The following is a 23470-nucleotide window of genomic DNA, read 5'->3' as shown; positions in this document are numbered from 1 at the left end:
GCCTGGATCAATTAATCGATTTAAGAATTTAAAAAGATACATTGTGCTAAATAAAATCATACAATATGCATTGCACAACCGCATTCTTGTAATGTTTGTTTCTGCCTTACTAATTATTGGCGGTAGTTACACTACATTAAACATGGATGTGGATGTGTTTCCGGATTTAACAGCTCCAACAGTGGTTGTTATGACCGAAGCTCACGGTATGGCGCCGGAAGAAGTGGAAAAACTTGTTACTTTTCCTATAGAAACAGCCGTAAATGGAGCTACTGATGTTAGAAGATTACGTTCATCCTCATCGGCAGGATTCTCGATTGTTTGGATTGAGTTTGAATGGGGAACCGATATTTACAAAGCCAGACAAATTGTTAGTGAGAAACTAATGCCATTGTCGGAGATGTTACCCGAAGGTGCTGGTAATCCAACCCTTGCACCTCAATCCTCAATTATGGGCGAAGTATTAATGATTGGTCTTCAATCGGATAATGTTGACCCAATGGAGTTAAGAACCATTGCCGATTGGACCATCAGACCGCAATTGCTTGCCATTAATGGGGTTGCCCAGGTTGTTGTGATTGGCGGTGAATACAAACAATATCAGATTCTTGCCAATCCTCAAAAAATGAGATACTACAATGTAAGTATCGATGAGTTGATGAAAGCAGCTGAAGCAACGAATCAAAACTCGGCTGGTGGATTCATTAACGAATATGGAAATCAGTACAACATTAGAGGAATAGCCCGAACTTCCGATTTTGAGGAGCTAGGCAATTCGGTTGTAAAAATGTACAATAATGTACCCATCCGAATTAGCGACATTGCTGAAGTGAAAGCGGCAGCCGCTCCAAAAATTGGTTTGGGAACCATAAATGCTCAACAATCGGTTTTACTAACCGTTAAAAAGCAACCTGGCGTTAACACTCTAAAATTGACAGAAAAACTTGATGCTTCGATTGAAGAGCTCGCAAAATCATTGCCCGAGGGAGTAAATGTAAATACACACATCTTCCGTCAATCGGATTTTATTAATTCATCCATTGGCAATGTACAAAAGGCTTTACTGGAAGGATCGGTTTTTGTTATTGTAATTCTGTTCCTGTTTTTAATGAATTACAGGACTACTATGATTTCACTCTTGGCGATTCCAATTTCCTTATTGGTAACAGTAATTACTCTTAAATTTCTAGGGATTACCATTAATACCATGACCCTTGGAGGTATGGCAATTGCCATTGGTGACTTGGTAGATGATGCCATTATCGATGTGGAAAATGTTTACAAGCGATTGAGGCAAAATCACCTTCTGCCAAAAGAAGAGCGAAAAAACCCATTGCTAGTGGTTTACGATGCTTCTTGCGAGATTCGTTCATCAATTATTAATGCAACCTTTATTATTATTGCTGCATTTTTACCTCTTTTCTTCCTTACCGGGATGGAAGGACGAATGCTACAACCACTTGGTATTGCATTTATCGTTGCCTTGTTTGCATCATTAATCGTAGCCATTACACTGACTCCTGTTCTATGTAGCTTCATGCTTACAAGCGATAAAATGTTAGACAAAAAAAGTAAAGAAAGTTGGTTGGTATCTCGTTTAAATAAAGGATATGAGAACTCGCTTCAAAGAGCACTAAATCATAAGAAATTGATTTTGGCTGGTGCTGGTATTTTATTTATTGCATCCATTATTACTTTAACAAATCTTGGGCGTAATTTCCTGCCTGATTTTAATGAAGGATCATTAACGATTACTGCCATTACCAAACCTGGAATTGCTCTCGAAGAATCAAACAAAGTTAAGGTCCTGGCTGAAGAGGCACTTCTTACCATTCCTGAAGTTCGATTGACAGCCAGAAGAACAGGTCGTTCAGAATTGGATGAACACTCGTTTGGTGTAAATACCTCTGAAATAGAAGTTCCATTTACCCTGACAAATCGTAGCAAATCAGAATTTCTGCAGGAGGTACGTGAGAAGTTAAATCAAATTCAAGGAGTAAACTTTGCCATTGGTCAGCCTTTAAGTCATAGAATTGATCACATTCTTTCGGGTACCAAAGCCAATATTGCAATCAAAATTTTTGGCGATGATTTGAATCTCATGTTTCAAACTGCGAATCAAATTAAAACATCTATTTCACCTATCGAAGGTGTAGTGGATGTAAACGTTGAACAGCAGGTAGAAATTCCCCAGGTAAGAATTAAACCAAGAAGAGATATGTTGGCAAAATATGGCATTTCCATCACTCAATTTTCGGAATTTATTCATGTGGCTTTTGGCGGCGCTAAGGTTTCTGATGTATTTGAAGGTATCAGAGCTTTCGACCTGGTAGTGAAATACAACGAAGAGAATCGTGGCAGTATTGAAGCCATAAGAAATGCACTAATCGATACCTGGGATGGAAAAAAAATACCATTCAGTTACGTAGCTGACATTCAATCTTTGTCGGGTCCCAATACAATAAGCAGAGAAAATGTACAACGTAAGTTGGTTGTCTCAGCTAATGTAGCCGATAGAGATTTGAGTGGTATTGTAGCAGACATCCAAAAAAGTGTTGATGAAAATATCAAACTGCCCGAGGGATACAGAATTGAATATGGAGGACAATTCGAAAGTGAAGCAAAAGCATCAAGAGTCTTAATGATCGCTTCAATTTTCAGTTTGCTAATCATCTTTCTGCTGTTATTTCAGGAGTTTAGAAGTTCGCAATTGGCTGGAATTATCATGCTAAATCTTCCTTTGGCTCTAATTGGTGGTGTGTTTACCATTTTCTTCACTTCAGGTATGCTAAGTATTCCTGCCATTATTGGTTTCATTACTTTATTTGGTATTGCAACCAGAAATGGAATTCTTCTGATATCGAACTACCAGAGTTTAAAAGAAAAAGGCTTACAGCTAAAAGAGATCATTTTAAATGGATCTGTGAATCGATTAAGTCCAATTTTAATGACCGCATTAACAGCAGCCTTGGCGTTAATCCCAATGGCTTTGGCAAGCGATCAGCCTGGAAATGAAATTCAAAGTCCAATGGCGGTTGTGATATTGGGTGGTTTACTTACCTCTACCCTGCTTAATATCTATGTTATTCCAATCGTTTATTTGGTGTTAAACAAGAAAAAACAAGAAGATGAATAAAATTGTATTCGCAATCATGATATCAATTCTGGGCCTTTCCGTAAAGGCTCAGAATACTGTTCAGGATGTGCTTTCTGCCATTGAAAAAAACAATCCTGTATTAAAAGCAAATGAACAGTTTTTTGAAGCGCAGAATCTAGGGTTCAAAGCGCAAAACAATTTGGCTAATCCTGAACTGGAATGGGAAAAAAGCTTTTCGTCTGACGAAGGAAAGCCATATGAAATATTGGTAAGTCAAAGCTTTGATTTTCCAATGAGTTATCTATATAAAAATCAGCTAAAAAAAGCAAAAATTGCCAATACGGAAAACTACAAAGCAATATCGAGACAAGACATTTTGTTGGAAGCAAAACTGCTTTGCATTAAGCTAATTTATTACAACAAACAAAAAGCTGAATTAAATAACCGTTTAAGCAGTGCAGAAAAGTTAAATGATTTGTTTCAAAAAAGATTGGAAGAAGGAGATGCAACTATTCTTGAAGCCAATAAAATTAAGATGCTTCGCTTGAATACGGCAAATCAATTAAAAATGATTGATCGTAAAGTTTCTAATCTTATCGATGATCTTATTAAACTAAACGGAGGAAAGCAAGTTGATCTCAACATACATGAGTATCCATTAATGAGTATTGACCAGGAGATGAAGAATTTGCTTTCCCAATCCTTAAATGCAGATCCACAACTGAAGCTCTTAAGCACTAAAGAGAAAATTTCTGCAAAAGAAACTTCTCTTGTAAAAACAAACTCGCTACCAAAATTTAGCATTGGATATCGCTATTTGAATTCGGATATCATGAAGCAAGCCAATGGAATAAAACTTGGGATTAGCATTCCATTGTGGGAAAATAAGAACAAGGTTAAAAGAGCGAGGTTGTTAGAACAATTTAGCAGGGAAGAGTATTTAATTGGCAAAATGGAGTTAGAAAATAAATTTTTGAAACTTTTTCGAAACTTTTTGAGTCTTGAGAAAAGTATGAAAGAGTATGCAGGAGTTTTTACAGAAAAACGTTACGACACTCTTTTACAAAAGGCTTTAACACACGGCTAAATATCAAGCATTGAATACCTTACAGAAAATATTTACTATTACGAAAGTGTTGACACTTATCTTGAAATTGAGCATGAATATTACAAAACCATTTCAGAATTATTGAAATTTCGCCTATAATATTATTTGGAATGAATTAAAATACCACTTTTTTTAGAACCTTTTGGAAACATAGGGCGTAGAACATGCAAAACGATTTCCGTTTTTAAGGTTTAAAGTGAATAGATAGAAGAGGATGGAGTGGTTACCATCCTCTTTTGTATTAAATCCCCCTCCCATTTCTTCCCTTTTTGCAGTTCTTATTCATATGATATTTAATCTGTCCGACAACATCCTGTTTAATTATTTTTAATCTTTTTATTGTTCCGTTTTAATTTTATTCATATATTGTCAAAGAATTTTCCATGGAAAGTTCAGGTTTTAAAGTGAATATGAAGAAGGACGGAGTGGTTGCCGTCCTTTTTTGTTGCGCTAAATTTTAAAAAAAGCGAATAAACAAAATGCTTATCCGCTTTAATATTATGTATTTCAAATGTCTACTTAAATAATTTCTTCAGCAGATCTTTTCCTTTTTTCTCTAACTCCTTCTTGGCTTTTCTTTCCAATTCTTTTGCAATTGCTTTTTGAGCCTGCTTAATTGCCTTGCTTAAATCAGGCTTTACCACAGGATTATCAACCGTTCCTGTAATTTTAACTGCGACATCGAAAGCAGGCACATTATCTAAACCAGGAACTTGCGCAAACATTTTATTAATATCACTACCCAAATCTTCTTTTGGCAATTTCATATCCATGGTAAAATCAAGCTTTCCATCTACCGATTGTGTTCCATATATGGTTGCCGGATTGCCTGCTACATTAGTCGTAAATGGCTTCACAAGCACATTTCCATTTGTGATTTCAAATTCCATATCGAATTGAGTAACCGAAATTCTTTTGTACTCATCATTCTTTAAAGCTGCAGCCAATGCATCGAAAGCCTTATTCTCCTTAATTAAGATTTTGCGAGAATGTAAGGATCCTTTACCATTTAAACTAGCTGGAATTGGATTCATTTCTGCATCAAGCAAACCGGTAATGTTCATATCCGACGAAACCTTTCCTTCACAGTTCATGGCTATTGGCATCATCTTCTTAATCATACTAAGTGAATGGTATGCATTATTGATATCAAAATTATTGATGTCTAAACCAAAATCGATTTCCGGCTTGCTTACATCAATGGTTTTGTACATCCCATTCATAATCATATTCCCTTTAAGCATATTCATAGAAAGGTTGGTAAGCTTTGCTGTGGCATTCTTTACTACGATTAATCCCTTTACATCTTTAATGTCCATTTTATCAAAACGAATGGTATTAAAATTTGAGCTTAATCGTAAATCCAGGTTAGCAGGAACCTCGATAACCGATAATGGTACTGTATCTGCAGAATTTTCTACTTCCTCTTCTTCTGTCATGAATTCATTCAGATCCATCATCTTCGAACTCATGGTAAAGTTGCCTTTAAGAACTTTCCCCTTCATTGCATAAGGAATATAGTTCTCAATTTTTCCTTTCAGTTGAACATCTGATTTTCCAATTCTGGAATCGAACGAATTAAGGCTAATGTAACGTGGAGTAAAATCAAGAACTGATTTTATGATTTTAACGCCTTGAGGGAAATCTGGTGTTGTGAATACAAAATCATTCAAAACCACACTTCCTTTTGCCATAAATTTCTCAAACTCCTCTTTCTCAATTACCGAGTAGCGTCCTTTAAAAACCACATCAGAATTAACCATACCAGCAATTTTAATGCTGTCCATAGGAATGGCATGCTTAATCTTTTCAAAATCAACAATTCCTTTAAAGAATCCACTTAAAAGAGGATCTGTCATTGGATTTTTCACATGTAATTCTGCATCAAAAGGATTGTTGGCTACTTCAAAATGAAATTTGTTGACATCCGTTGTAAGCAAATCCAATTCACCTCCCGGGTGATTTACTTGAGCATCAATTTGAATATTCTGAACTGATTCTGGCAAATCAGCATATTTTAAACTTGCTTTGCCCACTTTTAATTTGGCTCCAAAAGCAGGATACGATTCTTCTTTGAATTCACCTTTTGCAAAAGCATTTAATTCAAATTCACCAGAAGTTTCCAGACCTTCCAAATCAGATTTGAATACATCAGGAACCATAGCCAGCAATGATTTAAAATCTGTCTTCTCAGCATTCAATTTAAGGTCCATGCTATATCCGTTGTCAAGCATTCCTACCTGACCATCAATCCCAAAGTGCAGATCATTAATACCTAATTGGTTTTCCATGAATTTAAAGATCATGTTTTCAAGATCTGCTGCAAGATCAGCAGTTAAATTTATGTTTGCATTGTTCAGGTATCTAGCTCCCTCATAATCAAAGCTAATACCTATTAAAGTGCTTGCAACATTTAGGTTGGTTTCTTTGGCCGAAAAATCACCACTTAGTTTTAAGTCCAAATCTTCCACCGCAAAAACAGCCTTCATAGCGGCATCATCATATAACAATCCAAAATTCTCTATTCTAACCTCATCAAAAATTACTTTAAAGTCAGAAGCTTCTCCCGATTCCTCTTCCACAACTTCTTCGCCTGTTGACTTTACAATGTCCCAATTGGCCTTACCTGTTTCCAAAACTTTCGCATTCACTTTAGAATCTGCCAACACAATGGCTCCAACTTTGATCTGAGATCCTGATATGGCTGAAGACAAATCGACAGCAGTATAAAGTCTGCCCACAAAAGCCAATGTATCCGATGCAAATTCATTTTTACCCACCACACTTACATTTTGCAATTCAATATAAAGGTTTGGGAAGTTTTTAAGCATAGATAGAGACATATCTCCAATTTCTACTTTTGCATCAAGAGTGTTATCAATTTCTGTTTTTACCTTTTCAAATATCTGATCTTTAAAAACGTAAGGCAGAATAATCAATAGCGCTAAAAGGAAAACTACAATCCCTCCAAAAATTTTAAGAAACTTCTTCATTGTTTAAAAGTCAATTTGGTTTTACATAACAAAAATAGAAAATACTAAGAGAATTACATCAACTAAAGATTTTAAATTTCTATAAATGTAAAATTAATTTTTTTCGATTGATCTCTTTCATCTATCTGAAAGATTTATAGTTTTTTAAGGTTTTACAAGCTCTCTGGAAGATATTTTTTCTAAAAAAAAGATTAAAAACACTTGCATTACAATTCTAATTTTCCCTATATTTGCAGCGCCTTTAAGGAAAAACGGACGCGTAGCATAACTGGATAGTGCACCACATTACGGCTGTGGAGGTTGGGGGTTCGACTCCCTCCGTGTTCACCAGAAGAGACTCATCAAATAAAGATGAGTCTTTTTTTTATGCCATACATTTTGGTCAAAACAGGTCTAAAAAAATCAGAAATTGAATCATATTCCATTATGAAACAAATACTGAAAATTTAAATGCCTGATAGTAAAACAAAAAAGGATTTTTTTCGTATTTTTTACTGGAAAGGCTTGCAATTAACAGGTAATTTTCCCTATATTTGCACCGCCTTTTTAAGGAAACGGACGCGTAGCATAACTGGATAGTGCACCACATTACGGCTGTGGAGGTTGGGGGTTCGACTCCCTCCGTGTTCACTACAGGACTTATCAGTAATGATGAGTCCTTTTTTTATATCCTAATTTACACATCCTCTTCTTCCAAAACTTTCTAAGTAAAAGATATTGTTGTTCTCCGACTAATCCTTTTTTCTTAATTTCGACTCGAATAATTAAATATTATGGCAAAAAAGATTAAAACAAACGCATTACGACTACTAGATAAGCATAGCGTAAACTATGAAGCAAAAGATTCCACTAATCTAAAAGCTGGAGATATGAGTGATCCTGATGCTTCACTTATTCATAAAACTCTTGTTACACGTGGCATTAGCAATGAACTTTATGTTTTTATCATTCCCTTGTCGAGTGAATTGGATTTGAAAAAAGCTGCTAAAGCTGCAGGCGAAAAGAAAATCTTAATGCTAGCAGAAAAGGAATTGTTGCCAAACACCGGCTACATAAAAGGAGGCTGCTCGCCCATTGGTATGAAAAAACAATACAAAAGCTTTTTAGAAGCTAGTTCTGTATCAATGGAACAGATTATTGTTAGCGGGGGAAAAGTAAATTTCAGGGTAAAGCTAAAGCCACAAGATCTAATGCAAATTATCAATGCCAAAGAGTTTGACGTAATACAATTATGACCTAAACACTAAAAGTCATGCATTAAACTGTAAAAAGCATACAAGCTTCAGTAATTATTATAATTATTCCAAACAACACTCTCGTATTTTTGTCTCTATCAACAAATTAAATAATTTAAAAGAAAAATAGCATGACAAAATCAAAGTGGGGTGAATCACATATTCCAAATCAAAAAGGAAGAGTTGTAATTGTAAGCGGATCGACAAGTGGAATTGGCAAAGAAGCTGTACGGATTCTGACCGATAAGGAGGCCATTCTTGTAATGGCAGTTCGAAATACTCAAAAAGGCTACAAGGTAGCATCTGAAATTCAAACTGTGAATCCTGCAGCAAACATCAAGGTAATGGAACTTGATTTAACGAGTTTACAGTCAATTAAACGTTTTTCGGAGAACTTCAGCAAGTCTTTCAACAGCCTGGATGTTCTCATCAACAATGCAGGGATCATGATGTGCCCTTTTGCCAAAACAGAAGATGGTTTTGAAGTACAAATGGGAACCAATCATTTGGGACATTTTGCGCTTACAGGACATTTAATGCCTCTGCTTAAAAAGACCAAAAACTCAAGAATTGTAGTCACTTCGAGTGTTGCTCATAAATTTGGAAAAATCAACCTCGAGGATATCCATTGGGAAAGCAGAAAATACAATACCAATAATGCTTATGGCGACAGCAAACTTGCCAACCTTTATTTTGCTTATGAATTGGTACGCAAACTCAAGAACGATCCTGATGCTCCCATGGTTACAGCAGCTCATCCCGGATGGACCAGAACCGAATTGCAAAGACACTCAGGAGGAATACGATTCCTGAATAATTTCTTTTCTCAAGCCCCTGCCATGGGAATTTTACCATCGCTTCGTGCAGGTTTCGATCCCAGCGCAAAAACAGGTGATTATTACGGCCCAGACAAATTTTTCGAAATGCAGGGATATCCGGTTAAAGTAAAATCGAATAAACTTTCGCATGATGAAGAGATTGCCAAAAAACTTTGGGATTTGTCAGAAGGGTTGACCAAGGTAAATTTTCATTGATCAATTAGAAATAAGGAAAATACAATTTGTGATTGACAATTTGTTTTAAAATTGATTTTGTACAAAATCCATACACTCCTGTTGGATAATCCAACATAAATATCAATTGCGAATACAAAGCTCCCTGTAAATCAACATAAAGTTATTTTGGCACAATACTTGACTTGCAATTACCAGTTTTATAAATTACAAAACAAAAACTAATTGTTAAGCTAAGTATCATTGCCATGAAATTAAAACATCTGAGCATTTTAAGCGCTCTTCTTCTATCCTCTTTGCTGCTTTTCGCAAAAGATTACCAATACAATGAAAAAAATGGAATCAGAACCTTTCACCAGGGAAGTATGTTCGTAAAGGAAGGTGTTCCTTTCCTAAGCGTTAAAGGCGACTCTTACGAAATGGGTTTGCAGTATGGCGTTTTAATGAATGATCAAATCATGAAAATGCAGGTAAAAGTTGACAGCGTAGTAGAAACCTATGTTGGAAAGTTTTTCTTGAAAAAATGGATTGCCAATATGGTCTTAAAATCCAAAATCAGGAAAATAGAAAAAAGGATGCCAGAAGAATTCATTAAAGAATTGGAAGGTATAGCTGAAGGCTGCGAACTAAACTTAAGAGAGGTAAAAACGATGGCCTATTTTCCTCAAATCTTTTTTGAAATCAGCTGTACCTCCTTTGTTTTAAAAAATGAGAATGGAATTGTGCACGGTAGAAACCTTGACTGGCCTGGAATTGAAATTTTCACCAAGTTTCCTTTAATTGTAAATTATCACAGAAAAGGCAAGATTCCTACTACAATATTGACTTTTGTAAATTATCCTGGTGCTTACACAGGAATGAATCACAATGGTTTAAGCATGTCGATTAATATGAATGGCTGCCCAATACCCGAAGGTAAAGAAGAAAATGATTATGTGACTGGCATGCCCATGCCTTTTGAATTGCGCTATGTAATGGAAAATGCCGATGAATTGAGCGAGGTAGATGAAATGCTCAACAATTACAGTACACATGGTTGGTTTATCACGGTTGGCAGTAGTAAGGATCAATCGGGTGCAATGTATGAATTGACCAGAGGAGAATGCATCAAAAATAGAATGCAGGATAATTATGTTGGCGTAACCAATCTTGCTGTATCCGAAAAAGGAAGATATGAATACAGCTCGATTAACATGCATGGAGAAAGCAATATTACACGCGAAGACAAATTAAAAGAACTAAATCAAAACATCTCTAACAACAATTTGATAGACAAGGCATATCAAATGGTTTCCTCTACTGCCTACTACGAATTGCCACATGACACTTCATGGGGATGCTCCATAAACAATGATATCACAGTAAAATCATGTATCATGGACAATACCAGGCAAAAAATCTATTTTGCCTATGGTGAAATGCTTGCCGGATGCAATCAATTTTTAGAATATGACATTGCCACACAAGATGTTTCCGTTTACAGAGAGAAGCAAACAATCCCCGATGGAGATTACCTAAAAAACAGATTGGTCTTTAAAAAATGGTATCGGGAAAATTATTCCAGAAAAAAGAAATTGGAAGAAGAAGACTACCTTAAGATGATTGAAAAAGTAAATGAATTAGAATTACAGCCAGCATACAAATACAATCTGCTTTCGAGATGCTATATTAATGTTGAAAATAAAGAAAAGGCTATTGAATACGCAAGTAAATACGTTGCTGAAATGCCAACATTTGGTTCTGCCTACATAACACAATTTACAATAAACCGACTATCTAAAGATTATGAAAAGGCTATACAATCTATTTTGGAAATGCTAAAAAATGCACACAACACTCCTTCTGATTATTTTTGGGCAAAGAGACAAATGATTCGTATGTACGACAAAATGCAAACTCAATCTCCAAATCCTGAAAACATTCGCCAAATGAAAAAACTTAACCAGGAGATTAAAGAACTTTGCAAACCCTTTTATCCAGCTAAGTGGGTAAAATCTGAAATGGAGAAAATAGATGCTATGATTGCCAAGTATCAATAATTATATAATACCGTAAACTCATATCAAAGAATATAGCTTCAATTACTCTGTTAATTGAAGCTATAGTTTTACATGCAAATTATTATAATCCGTTTAACGAATTAAAAAGTTTCTCTATTTTTTCTTTTTGTGAAGGGCGTGGTGCATTTACACTTACTATTTTCCCCTCCTTATCGAAAAGCATAAATCTTGGTATGCCGGTAATCATATAATCTTTACTAATGCTATTTCTTTGCCCTACATTTATTTGTATTCCTCCTAACTTATCATCATTTACCTTTTTCTTCCACTTATCTATATCTCGATCTACCGATACACTAAGAAATACAATGTTTTTGTCATGATATTCTTTTTCAGTTTTTTGTAAATATGGTATTTCTCCACAACAAGGACCGCACCATGTTGCCCATACATCCACATAAACATATTTTCCTTTCAGATCAGAAAGAGACATAGACTTTCCTTCAATGGTTTGTCCAGTAAAATCAAATGCATCCTTACCTTTTGACAACCTCATCCAGCAAGCTACCTTTTCATTAACTCTATTAAGAGCTTTTTCGTCGCTACAATATTTTCTGAACATCTTCAAAACCGGACTATTCTCATTTATACTCCAACGCACCCTTGCATCAGCAATAGTAGCTGCTAAATAACTTTTTATTTCAGGAGTACTACTCCACTCTGCCAATTGATCGTACATAGCGATGTAATAACCATCTTCTATTTCCTTATATTCCGGATGTTCTTTATAATACTGGTATGCTGCATCTTTAAGTCTACCATCCAAATACGATTTATATTCCGAAACATTTAATAGGTCTGAACGATTGAGTTCCTCCTGGGTCAGCTTTTTTGAAATGGCTTCTCCAGCTTTAAATTCATAGTCTTTTACATATCGCGCATGTGAAGATTCATATTGAAGATAGTTCAGCAACATGGAATACTTCAAAGATCCTTTTTCTTCTTTCACAAAAACCGGATCTATTTTTTTATTATCCTCCAAAAGTTTGGTTAAAAGATCACTTCTCTTGTCATAATTCTCCTCTGTTTTAGAAATAAACTCAGCTTCTTCCATCGAGAAATATTCTTTTCGATCCATTCTTAACTGATCTTCCAATTCGTATTTATCTATCAAATATTTATTTACACTAACGCAAACATTCCGATTGATAAAATTAATCCCCTGATCAATACGATCTACATCCTGTGTAAATTCCAAATCATAACCAGGCATTAAAAAAAAACGGCCTGCCAATTTATCTCCTCTCAAAAAAACGAAAGTATTATTCTCGAAGTGCAATATTTTTTGAAAAACACCATTCTCCCCAACAAGAACAGTATCAATTTGCCCATCATAACTTAACAGGATATTTTCACCTGTATAATTTGAAATTTGTCCTTTAAAAACTACCTCTTTAGGATTTTTTTTACTGCAGGCAAATAAAGTCAGCAGCATTACAAACACGGTTAAATTTCTCATGCTATTTCTTGATTATTTTTGAATAGAGAAATGAAAATCATCAACAACATTTCTCTTTCTGTTTTATTATTCAATTAAGATATTACAAGGCCATCTATCATTTATACAAGCCATAAGGTTAATCGGTAGTTTCGATAATATTCCTCACATCAATAACTCCGGTTGTACCCCCTAAACTAGTTCGGAATTTACCATTCTCATCTACACTTACACAAAAAGGAATGCCTTTACTTCCAAATGACTTTATCACTTTTTTCACATTTTCTTCTGTAATAAACTGAGTGCCTATGGATAGTGCTTTCTTTACATACTCCTTCCAGTCATTGATATTCCTATCCAGAGAGATCTCAATAAACACCAGGCTGTCTATACTTTTTAATTGTAACTTCGAATTATCAATCATTGGTTTCATTTCACGACCGCCCTTGCACCAAGTAGCCCAAACAGTGATAAACAATTTTTTTCCCTGATAATCACTGAGGGAAACAATCTTACCATTTATTTTTTTCAAAGTAAGATCAGGAAGCTTTTCAGACTCTGCATAAAATTGTTTGCTATTATATGCCTCCACACTTAAAAGAGCAAGAGCAACAATTACGAAAAAGAAAAATACAGGAATATGCTTCTTCATTGCATTTTTTGAATCACCTTCTCCATTTTTACAGGAGAAAATGCAGTAATAATTTTACAAGAGAACAGTGAATAACTTCATTGTTCTCTTTTTAATCCTTACAATGGTTAGTTGATAAGCTCTTCTAACTTGTTGTAGAATTCTGCATCTTCTCCAACATATCTTAATAAAATTTTCCCTTCAGGTGACACTAGTATTTTTGTTGGAAATGCACTAACTCCAAACTTTTTAACAAAGTCTTTATCATCTTTCCCATTAAGAATTTGATGCCAATTAAAGCCTCTATTCTTAATCATTGACTTCCAACGATCGGTACCTCCTTTTTCAGCAGCAATACCTAAAAGCTCTAATTTATCGGCATGCTTTTCGTGAAATGCTTTCATCTCTGGCATTCCCTTAATACAAGCACCACACCATGTTCCCCAAAAATCGATTAAGACATATTTACCTCTTAAACTTTTTAAGGAAAATGCTTTTCCCGTATAGCTTTCGCTTGTTACAATCTCCGGAGATTCTTTTCCTTCTGCTGTTTTTTCTTTACTCTCTTTTTCTTCGATTAACTGCTTGTACCTATCCATTAATTGGGTATAATACATGGAGTTTTTGTACTTCTTATCAATTTTAGCAAAGTAACTAGGTGCTTCTTCTAAAGAGATCTGATTGTTTAATAAACTTCGTGCCGTTGACAGTCCTATTATTGATGAAATATTTTCTTGCACAAAGGCCAATTTAATTGCCGATATTTTCTCGTTAAGCTTATTGCATTCTTCGCCAACAGGCTTTTTTTCTTCTTCGCTTAAGGATTTGTCACCAAGTGTACAGTAGTTATTCATGACTTTATTAAGCAAAGGGTGCACTTGTTTATTAAGTTTTGCCATTAAATCGTTTTCACGATCGCCGCTAGCATAAGCCTCTATATAATCGCTTGCTTTTCCTTCGGCTGTAATTTCTTTATTGGGTATGGCTACAAAGCCTAATAAAGATACATTCGACATAAAGTAACCTGCTTTATATGGGTTCGAGTATTTTCTTACTTTATTGTCGGTAAAGTTGATATAAATTATTGTTGGCTCGCTTACCTTCCCAGTATACTTTACTGTACCGCCTTGCATGGGGAATTTAATCCATCGTCCTTTAGGCTTTCCTTTTTCTTGAAAATAGAAAGATCCTTCGGTCGAATTTATATCTTCAATATTTGCTGTAATGGTAAAATCTTCGCCTTTTGCTTCAGTTTCCAGACCCATAAGTTCTTTTAACTCTTCGTAAAAGCTTGGTGTTTCGCCTACATGTCTTTTAATAATTTTTCCGTTTGGATCTACTATTATTTTGGTTGGATATCCTTGTACATTAAACTTATTTGCCAGGTTATTATCACCCTTGTCCGATTTTACATGTATCCAGTTATATCCTGTGGTAAATTTAGATTTTCTCCATCTCTCATCGCTATCGCCACAGTTAACTGCAATTACTTCTACTTTATCTTTATGTGCATTTCTAAATTCCATTAAGCCAGGCATTCCCTTTACACACGCTCCACACCATGTTCCCCAAAAATCAAGAATTACATACTTACCTTTTAGATCTTTTATATCGAATGTTTCGCCACTAAGTGTTGCTTTTGTTTTAAAGTTAAGTACATTTCCAATTTTGGTTGAGTTGTATCCTTTTACCCTATCTTTTAGCGCTTTATGGTATGATAACTCTCCGTATTTTTTTGCATCTACTCCTTTTAGGAATTCTTCTACTTCTTCTATTTTAATTTGCGAACGCACTAGCATATCTTCCATTAACCACAATCCCGCTACCGATGATGCATGTTTTTTTAAAAACTCTACTCTAATGCTTTGAGCTTGCGTTCCTAATTCTTCTTGTGTTTTTTTAAGAGCAGCGATCTCTTTTGCTGTTAATTTTTTATTCTTATCTAGTTCTAAACTAATATTTACCGATTTATTTAAGACCGGATGCAATTTACTGCTTAGCTCTTTAAGTATATCGTTTTCTCCTCCATCGCTTGGGTAAGCATCTATAAAGTCGGTGATTTTACCTGACACCTTAATTTTGGCTCCTGGGTAAATTACACACATTAATGTTGTTGCATTGGTTGGTATGTATCCGCCACCTGTTGTTGTTTTTGAAAGGTTCTTATTTCTAAAACTTAATTTTATAACGGTAGGTGCTTCTATTGTTCCTTTATAAGAAAGTTTTCCTTTATTCATATTAACTTTTACTCTCTTATATCCATTTGGATACTGATCGCCAAACAAAGCGTATCCGCCCTCTTCGTTCATTAAGCCCTCTATCTTTCCTTTTATCTTAAACTCTTTTTCGTGGCTTTGAGTTTTCTGGCTTGCTGCCTGACTTTGTGTTACAAATGCTCCCAATAAAATTAGGATGAGCAGGAGTATAACTTTTCTTGGAACTTTAATCATTACTTAAATAAATTTAATTTGATATTGGCTTTTAGTTTGAGCTTATATAAAAAACAACTGCTTTTTTAGCTCTTACGAGGGATTTTTTGGCTTTTACTCGTTATACAAACGAATAGTATAATAACGTGATTTCGATATAAAAAAAATGGCTAATTGGTCTGATTCAAAAGTCTGATATTTGCTTAAAGTATTTACCCAAAAAAGCATATGTAATTAAAATCGCAATAAACTTAATGAAAGATCTGCGTCTGGAATGTTCCACATCATAAATATTCTTGAGTTGATCATTAATTGTTTCTATAATTGATCTTTTTCTCAAAAGAATTTTATTTTTCATTTCCATCAGAACATTTTCCAAATTGTTTCAGATAATGTAATTAAATGTAAACCGACTACAAATAGAACTTCTGTTAAATCTTAAGAAATGCAACCCGTGTCAGCATACAATTTTACTCTAATTTTATCAACAAAGCTTTTATTTTTCAGAGGTTTCCTGTCATCGACATCACCAGGAGTAATCATGAAATTTAATATGTCTCCTTTATCGTTAATTATAAAATGAAACTTAAATCCGTAAAAATACCCTATCGTTGACTTACCTCCTTCAGCAATACCTTCAAAGACTCTATGCCTGGATATTCTTTTATTATTACACGCACGAATTCGAGTTGAATCAAAATACCAGAACAGTCGCCAAGACTGCAGGTTCTAAGAAACAAAGTCAAAATAAAACAACACTGGCTTATAGCTCAACAAATCGATTGTAGGATACCGTATTAGGGATTCAGCTTTTGTATTGTTCCAATTATTGCCAAAAGCAAGATGAGGATACATGTTGTTATAATTCGACTACTAATTACATGATTTTCAATTCCTTTAAAACACGAAACATTTATCAGACCACCAACAAGCTAAGTAGTATAATCAACTCTAAACCAATACTTTTAAAGTAGTTTGTATAAAAAATAATGTGATGCCGAAACATCACATTATTATAAATTATTACCAGTGAGGATTCATCTCTAAAACTTCTGGTGAAATTTCTACCTGAAATTTTGTCGCAATATCACCTTCGTATTTATCTTCTCCAATCATATGAACAACCTTTTGTTTGCTCCAAGGTTTACCAACCTCAACACTGAAACGCTTTAAGTCAAGAAAACGTTTGTTTGTAAGGAATGCTAATTCTTTTCTTCTTTCGTTAAGAACAAGTTCAATTACATCATCCTGAGTTTTATCACCTAATTCCCAAGCTTCTGTACCTGTCTCATATCTATTCTTTTTAAGAATATTTAAAGCATCTATAGCATCTTGTCTTCGATTTAGCCTTGCATATGCTTCTGCCCTTAACAACAATACTTCAGGGTGAGAAAAACCTACAGTCTTTGCAAAGTTATTTTTATCATAGTCCTGCTGATATTCAACATCATCACCTTTACCTGATCTTTTAGAAATAAAATATTTAAATCTTAAATCATTTTCATCATATAGATTTACAAGTTCGTCTGATACATAACCCATCCCTGTACTTACGTTCCGAGCTGTTTGTCTATAAAAAAGATTTTCTTTTTGAGTCGCATTTGTAACCAATCCTGATACTTCATTTGAAACTGGATCTTTTTCAAATGTATTGTAATCATATAAAAATTCTTCGCCAGCCCAAGCTTTATCTGCGTAATAAGCTACACTGTCATATTGTTGCTTAAACAAATAAATTTGTGCAAGAAGTGCACTTCCGGCTTTTCTACTAGCTCTAAAAGGATCTTTTACGTTTACAGGTAAATTGGATATTTCTGATCTTAAATCTTTCGTTAAAAAGTCGTAGATATCATTAACCGATGATAAATCTGGTATAGGATTATCAATGTCATGATCTAAAACTAAAGGAATAGTTTTTCCATCATTCTTTCCATTAGGATCGAAAACCGGGCCATAAATATTAGCGAAATTAAAATAAATCCATGCTCTTCCAACTTTAGCCTGAGAGATAATTTTTTTAGCTAATAGTTTATCTGCATCACTTACAGCAACTTCATTTGTTTTATTTATAATGGTATTAAAAGCCAATATATTAGCGTAACCCTTATCCCACATGTATGAAGATGTATTTTTATCGACATATGCTTGCTCATACTTATAAGCTCTGAAACGATCCAAATTATAACTATTGGCAAAAGATTCTTCAACAGCTGGAGTCATTTTAACATCATCTGTTAAATTTGGAATTAAAGAACCCGTATTATTGTCAAGGAAATTCCATTTAACAGCATCATCACTAATCATTAATTTATCGTAATCTGATACTGTATTAGGAATAAGTTTACCTTTTGGCTTAACATCTAGAAAGTCTTCACAAGATGTTAGGGTAATTGCAAACATTACAAATACATATAATATTTTTTTCATATCTATCTATTTTAAATATTAGAAATTCAAAGAAATACCTAAATATAATTCAGGAGTAACAGGCATTGTACGAGCAGATTGACTTGTCATAGCTCCAGAGCTACCAGTCGTATTAAGTTCATAAGTTGATGGATCAATACCTTCTTTATTAGCAGCAATAACGAATAAATTTCTAGCTTGAAAAGATAACTTACAATTAGAAAATCCAATCTTTTCTGTAAGAAGTTCTGGAATATTATAAGTCAAAGTAACATCACGAAGCTTCAAGTAATTTCCACTGATTACATTAATATCAGCATATGGAACATACCACATATCAGAGTTCCATCCGGATAATTTTGGAACCACAGTATTTTTTTCATCACCAGGTTTCTTCCATCGCTTACCAACGTCAGCATGATTGAATGAAGAACCTTGAAATGCGTCTTTTCTAATCTTATGACCACCTTTATACAAGAACATAAACGATAAATCAAAATTCTTATAAGTCAGATTATTTATAAAACTGATGTTGTATTTAGGACGATATGTTCCTTCAAATTTTATATCTTCTATCTCTAAATCCTGACCTTTGATTTTATCTCCATCTTTATTATACCAAAGACATACTCCTTTATCATCAAGTTCAGCAAATCTATAAGAGAAAATAGGATTTAAAGGACTCCCCTGTTTTAAAGCAGTTGGGTACATGTATTGCGATGCCCATTTATAATTTAAAGATAATTTTTTAACCTCAGTTTTATTAAAAGACACTGAAATGGTTGAACTCCACTTGAAATTATCGTTTTTAATATTATTTGTATTCAAAGTAAATTCAACACCCTTATTTTGAATCTCACCAACATTTTTTAATATTGATTTAACACCATGAGTTGGATCGACATTGTCATAAGCCAATAAATCATCACTATTTTTCACATAACCATCAACTGTCAAATTAATATTGTTATTCAATAATGATGCGTCTAAACCAAAATTATAAGATTTCGTTCTTTCCCAACGCAATGAATTATTAGGAGGTGACTGAATTTTCCAAGGATATAATCCTAATATATCTGACCTCCATCTATCCCTTCCAATAATAAGATATGGCCCATTTTCTCGTGCTACGTTTCCGTTAATACCGTAAGAAGCTCTTAATTGTAAATTATTTACAAAATCAACATCAAAGAAATCTTCTTTACTTAATTTATAATTGAAACCAACAGACCATAAAGGCGTGTATTTGTATTTTGGATCAGCTCCAAATAAATTCGACTGATCAATACGAACACTAGTACTTATAATATATTTATCAAATGCTTCGTATGACCCATTTGCATAAAATGATATATATCTATTATCAACAAACCTATATGATCCGATGTCATTACCACTAAGTCTAAACCATTTATACAAAGTGTTTTTATTCCCCCTTGATAATTCGTAAGAATTAATAGGTTCATAAGATCCAGCTAAATCATTATATCCAAAACGCGTATCAAGTTTATTATTATTGATTACGTTTCGTCTTTTTTCAGCACCTAATAATGCTGTAACTCTATGATTATCATTAAATTCTTTTTTATAATTTAATTGTCCTCTTAGAGTATAATCATATGAATAATTTCTTGATTCTTGAACGATTCCACCTTCAGGAATATAATGAATAGCATGATTATCTGCATCAGTTGCTTGATTAAACATTTTTCTTGCCAAATAAGAATCTTTGGAATACTCAGCCTTAATATTACTTGATCTTTTAGAATATGAATATCCTACATCACATGACAATGCATCTGTAATTTTAACTTTAAGCTGACCACCAAGTCTAACACCTAGAGTAGAATTTTTTGCTAAGCCTTCCTTAAAGTCGTCAATCGGATTATAAGTAAGATCTTTTAAACCAAGATCGCTATAAAATTTACTCTTTCCAGGATTACCGTAAAATATATTTTTACCTTCTCCAGTTTTTTTATCGTAAAAATCGGTGTACGGCTTAATCGCTTCATAGCCCATATAAGCTATACTTCTAACAGTTTCTTTTGTTCTATAATCATTTGAGAAATTAATATTAGTAAATAAATTCAATTTAACTCTATCGTTAATTTGCAATTCATTCTTAACATCAATAAGTAAACGATTATCTTTATTGTAGATCGTATTATTCTTATTTGAATTATAATTCAAACTAAAATTAAAAATATTATTTTCTGAGCCATGAGCAATATTAATATTGTGTTGCTGCATGGTCTTCTCTCGAAGAAATGCATCTTCTACTTGACTCATAGCATCGTTTTCCCTAAGTTTATCAATTGCATTATTGAACTCAGTTTCACTAATTTCATTCGTATATTTTTGATGCCATAGATATTGAACTTCACTCATATTATAACCGCCGTTATAAGTTGATGTTGGAGATCCTGGACTATCTTTGATGAGATCTAATTCTGCGTCTATATAATCACTTGCATTTGCTCTGTTTAAATAAGACAAATCTGGTTTTAATTGAATACCATAACTACCTTTATAAGTAATCGTACTTTCGCCTTTTTTACCCTTTTTGGTCGTAACAACAATAACTCCATTCCCAGAACGTGATCCATAAATCGATGCTGAAACAGCATCTTTTAGAACTGTAATATTGGCAATATTATCTGGATTTATCGTTTCTAACGATCCTTCAATTGGAAATCCATCAACTACAACAAGGGGACTATTATCACCTCTAAATGATGATACTCCTCGAATTTCTATTTTACCATCTTTATCTACAACAAGACCAGCAATTTGTCCTTCCAAAGCTGATTTTAGTGATGATTGTAATTTACCTTCTAATTTTTCTGGTGAAACAATTGTAAAAGATCCTGTAGCTCTTTCTTTTGAAATAGTTTGGTACCCAGTAACTACAACCTCTGCCATTTGCTCAGAGTCTGCAATAAGCGTTACATCTTGAACCAATTGCCCATTATAAACCACCTCCTGAGGTAGCATTCCCACAAATGAGAAGATCAAAATGGCATTGTTCTTTTCCATTTCCAGAACATATTCCCCATCGATATTGGTTGCCACACCAACATTGGTTCCTTTAATTACAACAGACACACCTGGCAAAGGAACGCCATCTTTATCTGTTACTTTACCTTTAATTTCTTTCTTTTCCTGCTGCTCTGATTTTGGAGCAACATAAGGCTTTTGCTTAACAACTACAACCTTATCAATTACTTCATAAGTAAGATTTGTATCTTCCAAACATGAATTAAGTATTTCTTCCACAGTAGCCTCCTGTTCCGACACATTTATGTCTGTAATACTCTCAACATCATCCAAATCGTAAACAAATGAGAATTCACTATTGTTACGAATTTCCTCAAAAACCTCTATTAAAGTCTTGTTTGTCAACTTCATATCGAATCTCGTATTCTGAGAATAAACACTGGCTGAAAGTTGAAAAACACTTACTAATAATAACATAAAAGTAATTTTCATAACTAATAAAGGTTTGTAAAGTTTCTTACGACAGAAACTCCGGTTTCCATTTTTTTGCATAAATTTGTATTTAGGGTTTAACAATTCAATTCCTTGCAGGGAATTGGGTTTTTATTCATGAAGCAGAGATTGTTGCAGCAAACTCTGCTTTTTTTTATTTCTTAGTTTTTTACAGTTATTATATTGGATTTAATCTCAAAATTTACTTTACCTGTTCTCGATATAATATCCAATATCTCATTAATATCCTCATATCTTTTTACCTCAACTGAAAATCTTTTATTTATTACAGATTGATTCATGAAGAAAACCTTAACATCGTACCATCTCTCTAGTTTTTCCATAATGGTTCCCAAACTGGCTTCTTTAAAATAGAAAACACCATCCTTCCATAAAGCATATTTTCTGGCATCCACATTTCGAACAGCAAACTGAATTTCATGCTTGGAAATAATGGCCTGTTGATTTGGTTTAATAATTACACTCTCATTGTTCTTACTCAATTTCACACTTCCTTCAAGCAAACTTGTGGTAACTGTATTCTGATCGTGATAAGCCTCAACATTAAACTCCGTTCCCAAAACCTCTACTTCAACATCTTTTACATCTACAATGAAAGGCTTTTGCTTATTATGAGCTACATCGAAAAATACTTCACCAGCAACCCAAACTTTTCTCTTATCCTCGCTAAACTGAACCGGATATTTAATTTCAGAATCAGAATTCAACCAAACCCTGGTACCATCTGCAAGAGTTAGCTGGTACTCGCCACCTACAGGAACTTTTACCTGATTGTATAGTATCTTCTTATGATTTGCCCGACCAGAAGCATAAGCCAATTTCCCTTTCTGGTTGCTTATTATAGTTCCATCCTTTTCTAAAATACTATCGCTTTTCACATTTTCCAATTGAATGGTTCTTCCGTTGTGAAGTTGAAGTACCGCTTTTGATGAACCTGGTTCTATTTTAATTTCTGCCAACTTCTGTCCTATCTCAATATCCCTGGTAGAAATATGATACAGGCTTGCTATCAGTACTCCAATAATTAGCACTGCGGCAATCCTCAGACTCCATTCTTTCAAACGAATTACTTTTCTTTCTGGTTTTATCTCCTCTTGAATCTTTACCCAGGCAGCTTTTTTATCCAGGGATTGCACATAGGCATTTCTTATTTTTCGTTTCTCCCCTTGCTTTATTTGCTCGTACAAATTTTTATTATCAACAGAACTCTCCTTCCAATCCTCAAGCACTTGCAACTCTTCAGTTGTCAATTCGTCAATCAGTTCCCTTGAAATTAATTGAGCAATTTTATATTCCGTATTTAGATTTTCCATTTAGAATTTTTGGTTTTCTATTATTAAAACAATTAAAAAAATGTAGTAGATGAACAAAAGGTGAAAAAAAAATTACATTTTTTAACAATCACTTGCAATTTTATTGAGATGAATTGATAATCAAAGGGTATGAAAAGGAATAAGTGAATGAGTGAATGAGTGAATGAGTGAATGAGTGAATGAGTGAATGAGTGAATGAGTGAATGAGTGAATGAGTGAATGAGTGAATGAGTGAAT

The 23470-nt window shown here is 34.0% G+C and carries 14 protein-coding genes and 2 tRNA genes; 7 read left to right on the top strand and 9 right to left on the bottom strand.

Features of this window, described 5'->3' with window-relative positions; genetic code table 11:
* Positions 1-43: 43 nt before the first annotated feature.
* A complete protein-coding gene (locus NQ163_RS18360; RefSeq protein WP_268191792.1) occupies positions 44-3136 on the top strand; it encodes an efflux RND transporter permease subunit in 3093 nt (1030 codons plus the stop codon).
* On the top strand, positions 3129-4184 hold the full coding sequence (locus NQ163_RS18355; RefSeq protein WP_268191791.1) for a TolC family protein: 1056 nt from the start codon (positions 3129-3131) through the stop codon (positions 4182-4184). Before NQ163_RS18360 ends, NQ163_RS18355 begins: the two co-directional genes overlap by 8 nt.
* A gap of 536 nt (positions 4185-4720) precedes the next feature.
* On the opposite strand, the gene NQ163_RS18350 is transcribed toward NQ163_RS18355, so the two are convergent.
* Positions 4721-7198 carry an AsmA-like C-terminal region-containing protein gene (locus NQ163_RS18350; RefSeq protein ID WP_268191790.1) on the bottom strand — a complete coding sequence of 826 codons (2478 nt, stop codon included), beginning with the start codon at positions 7196-7198 and terminating at the stop codon, positions 4721-4723.
* 253 nt (positions 7199-7451) lie between these two features.
* Here NQ163_RS18350 and NQ163_RS18345 point away from each other — a divergent pair.
* The 5 genes from NQ163_RS18345 to NQ163_RS18325 all read left to right on the top strand — a co-directional run bounded on the left by NQ163_RS18345 (position 7452) and on the right by NQ163_RS18325 (position 11485).
* Positions 7452-7528: transfer RNA gene (locus NQ163_RS18345), tRNA-Arg, on the top strand.
* 226 nt (positions 7529-7754) lie between these two features.
* Positions 7755-7828: transfer RNA gene (locus tag NQ163_RS18340), tRNA-Arg, on the top strand.
* Between the two features lie 143 nt (positions 7829-7971).
* On the top strand, positions 7972-8433 hold the full coding sequence (locus tag NQ163_RS18335) for a YbaK/EbsC family protein (RefSeq protein WP_268191789.1): 462 nt from the start codon (positions 7972-7974) through the stop codon (positions 8431-8433).
* A gap of 131 nt (positions 8434-8564) precedes the next feature.
* The gene (locus NQ163_RS18330) at positions 8565-9467 is read left to right on the top strand and encodes an oxidoreductase (protein ID WP_268191788.1); all 903 of its coding nucleotides are present in this window, start codon (positions 8565-8567) and stop codon (positions 9465-9467) included.
* Positions 9468-9694: 227 nt separating this feature from the next.
* A complete protein-coding gene (locus NQ163_RS18325) occupies positions 9695-11485 on the top strand; it encodes a C45 family peptidase (protein WP_268191787.1) in 1791 nt (596 codons plus the stop codon).
* 82 nt (positions 11486-11567) lie between these two features.
* Here NQ163_RS18325 and NQ163_RS18320 read toward each other — a convergent pair whose 3' ends face one another.
* From NQ163_RS18320 to NQ163_RS18295, 8 genes are all read right to left on the bottom strand, one after another.
* Positions 11568-12965, bottom strand: a complete 1398-nt coding sequence (locus NQ163_RS18320; protein WP_268191786.1) for a TlpA family protein disulfide reductase — start codon at positions 12963-12965, stop codon at positions 11568-11570.
* Between the two features lie 118 nt (positions 12966-13083).
* Positions 13084-13596, bottom strand: coding sequence for a TlpA family protein disulfide reductase (locus NQ163_RS18315; RefSeq protein WP_268191785.1), 513 nt, complete (start codon positions 13594-13596; stop codon positions 13084-13086).
* A gap of 107 nt (positions 13597-13703) precedes the next feature.
* Positions 13704-16025 carry a TlpA family protein disulfide reductase gene (locus NQ163_RS18310; protein WP_268191784.1) on the bottom strand — a complete coding sequence of 774 codons (2322 nt, stop codon included), beginning with the start codon at positions 16023-16025 and terminating at the stop codon, positions 13704-13706.
* Positions 16026-16188: 163 nt separating this feature from the next.
* Positions 16189-16383 carry a transposase gene (locus tag NQ163_RS20850; protein ID WP_442786032.1) on the bottom strand — a complete coding sequence of 65 codons (195 nt, stop codon included), beginning with the start codon at positions 16381-16383 and terminating at the stop codon, positions 16189-16191.
* A 59-nt stretch (positions 16384-16442) separates the two neighbouring features.
* Positions 16443-16715 carry a transposase gene (locus tag NQ163_RS20845; protein WP_442786033.1) on the bottom strand — a complete coding sequence of 91 codons (273 nt, stop codon included), beginning with the start codon at positions 16713-16715 and terminating at the stop codon, positions 16443-16445.
* A 312-nt stretch (positions 16716-17027) separates the two neighbouring features.
* Positions 17028-18431, bottom strand: a complete 1404-nt coding sequence (locus NQ163_RS18305; RefSeq protein WP_268191783.1) for a RagB/SusD family nutrient uptake outer membrane protein — start codon at positions 18429-18431, stop codon at positions 17028-17030.
* 18 nt (positions 18432-18449) lie between these two features.
* Positions 18450-21959 carry a SusC/RagA family TonB-linked outer membrane protein gene (locus NQ163_RS18300; protein ID WP_268191782.1) on the bottom strand — a complete coding sequence of 1170 codons (3510 nt, stop codon included), beginning with the start codon at positions 21957-21959 and terminating at the stop codon, positions 18450-18452.
* 101 nt (positions 21960-22060) lie between these two features.
* Positions 22061-23233 carry a FecR family protein gene (locus NQ163_RS18295; RefSeq protein WP_268191781.1) on the bottom strand — a complete coding sequence of 391 codons (1173 nt, stop codon included), beginning with the start codon at positions 23231-23233 and terminating at the stop codon, positions 22061-22063.
* Positions 23234-23470 lie beyond the last annotated feature (237 nt).

This window comes from Marinifilum sp. D737 (assembly GCF_026672275.1).
Classification (GTDB): Bacteria; Bacteroidota; Bacteroidia; order Bacteroidales; family Marinifilaceae; genus Marinifilum.
Note: the sequence above shows the minus strand (reverse complement) of the source record. Positions and strands in the feature narration are given on the sequence as shown.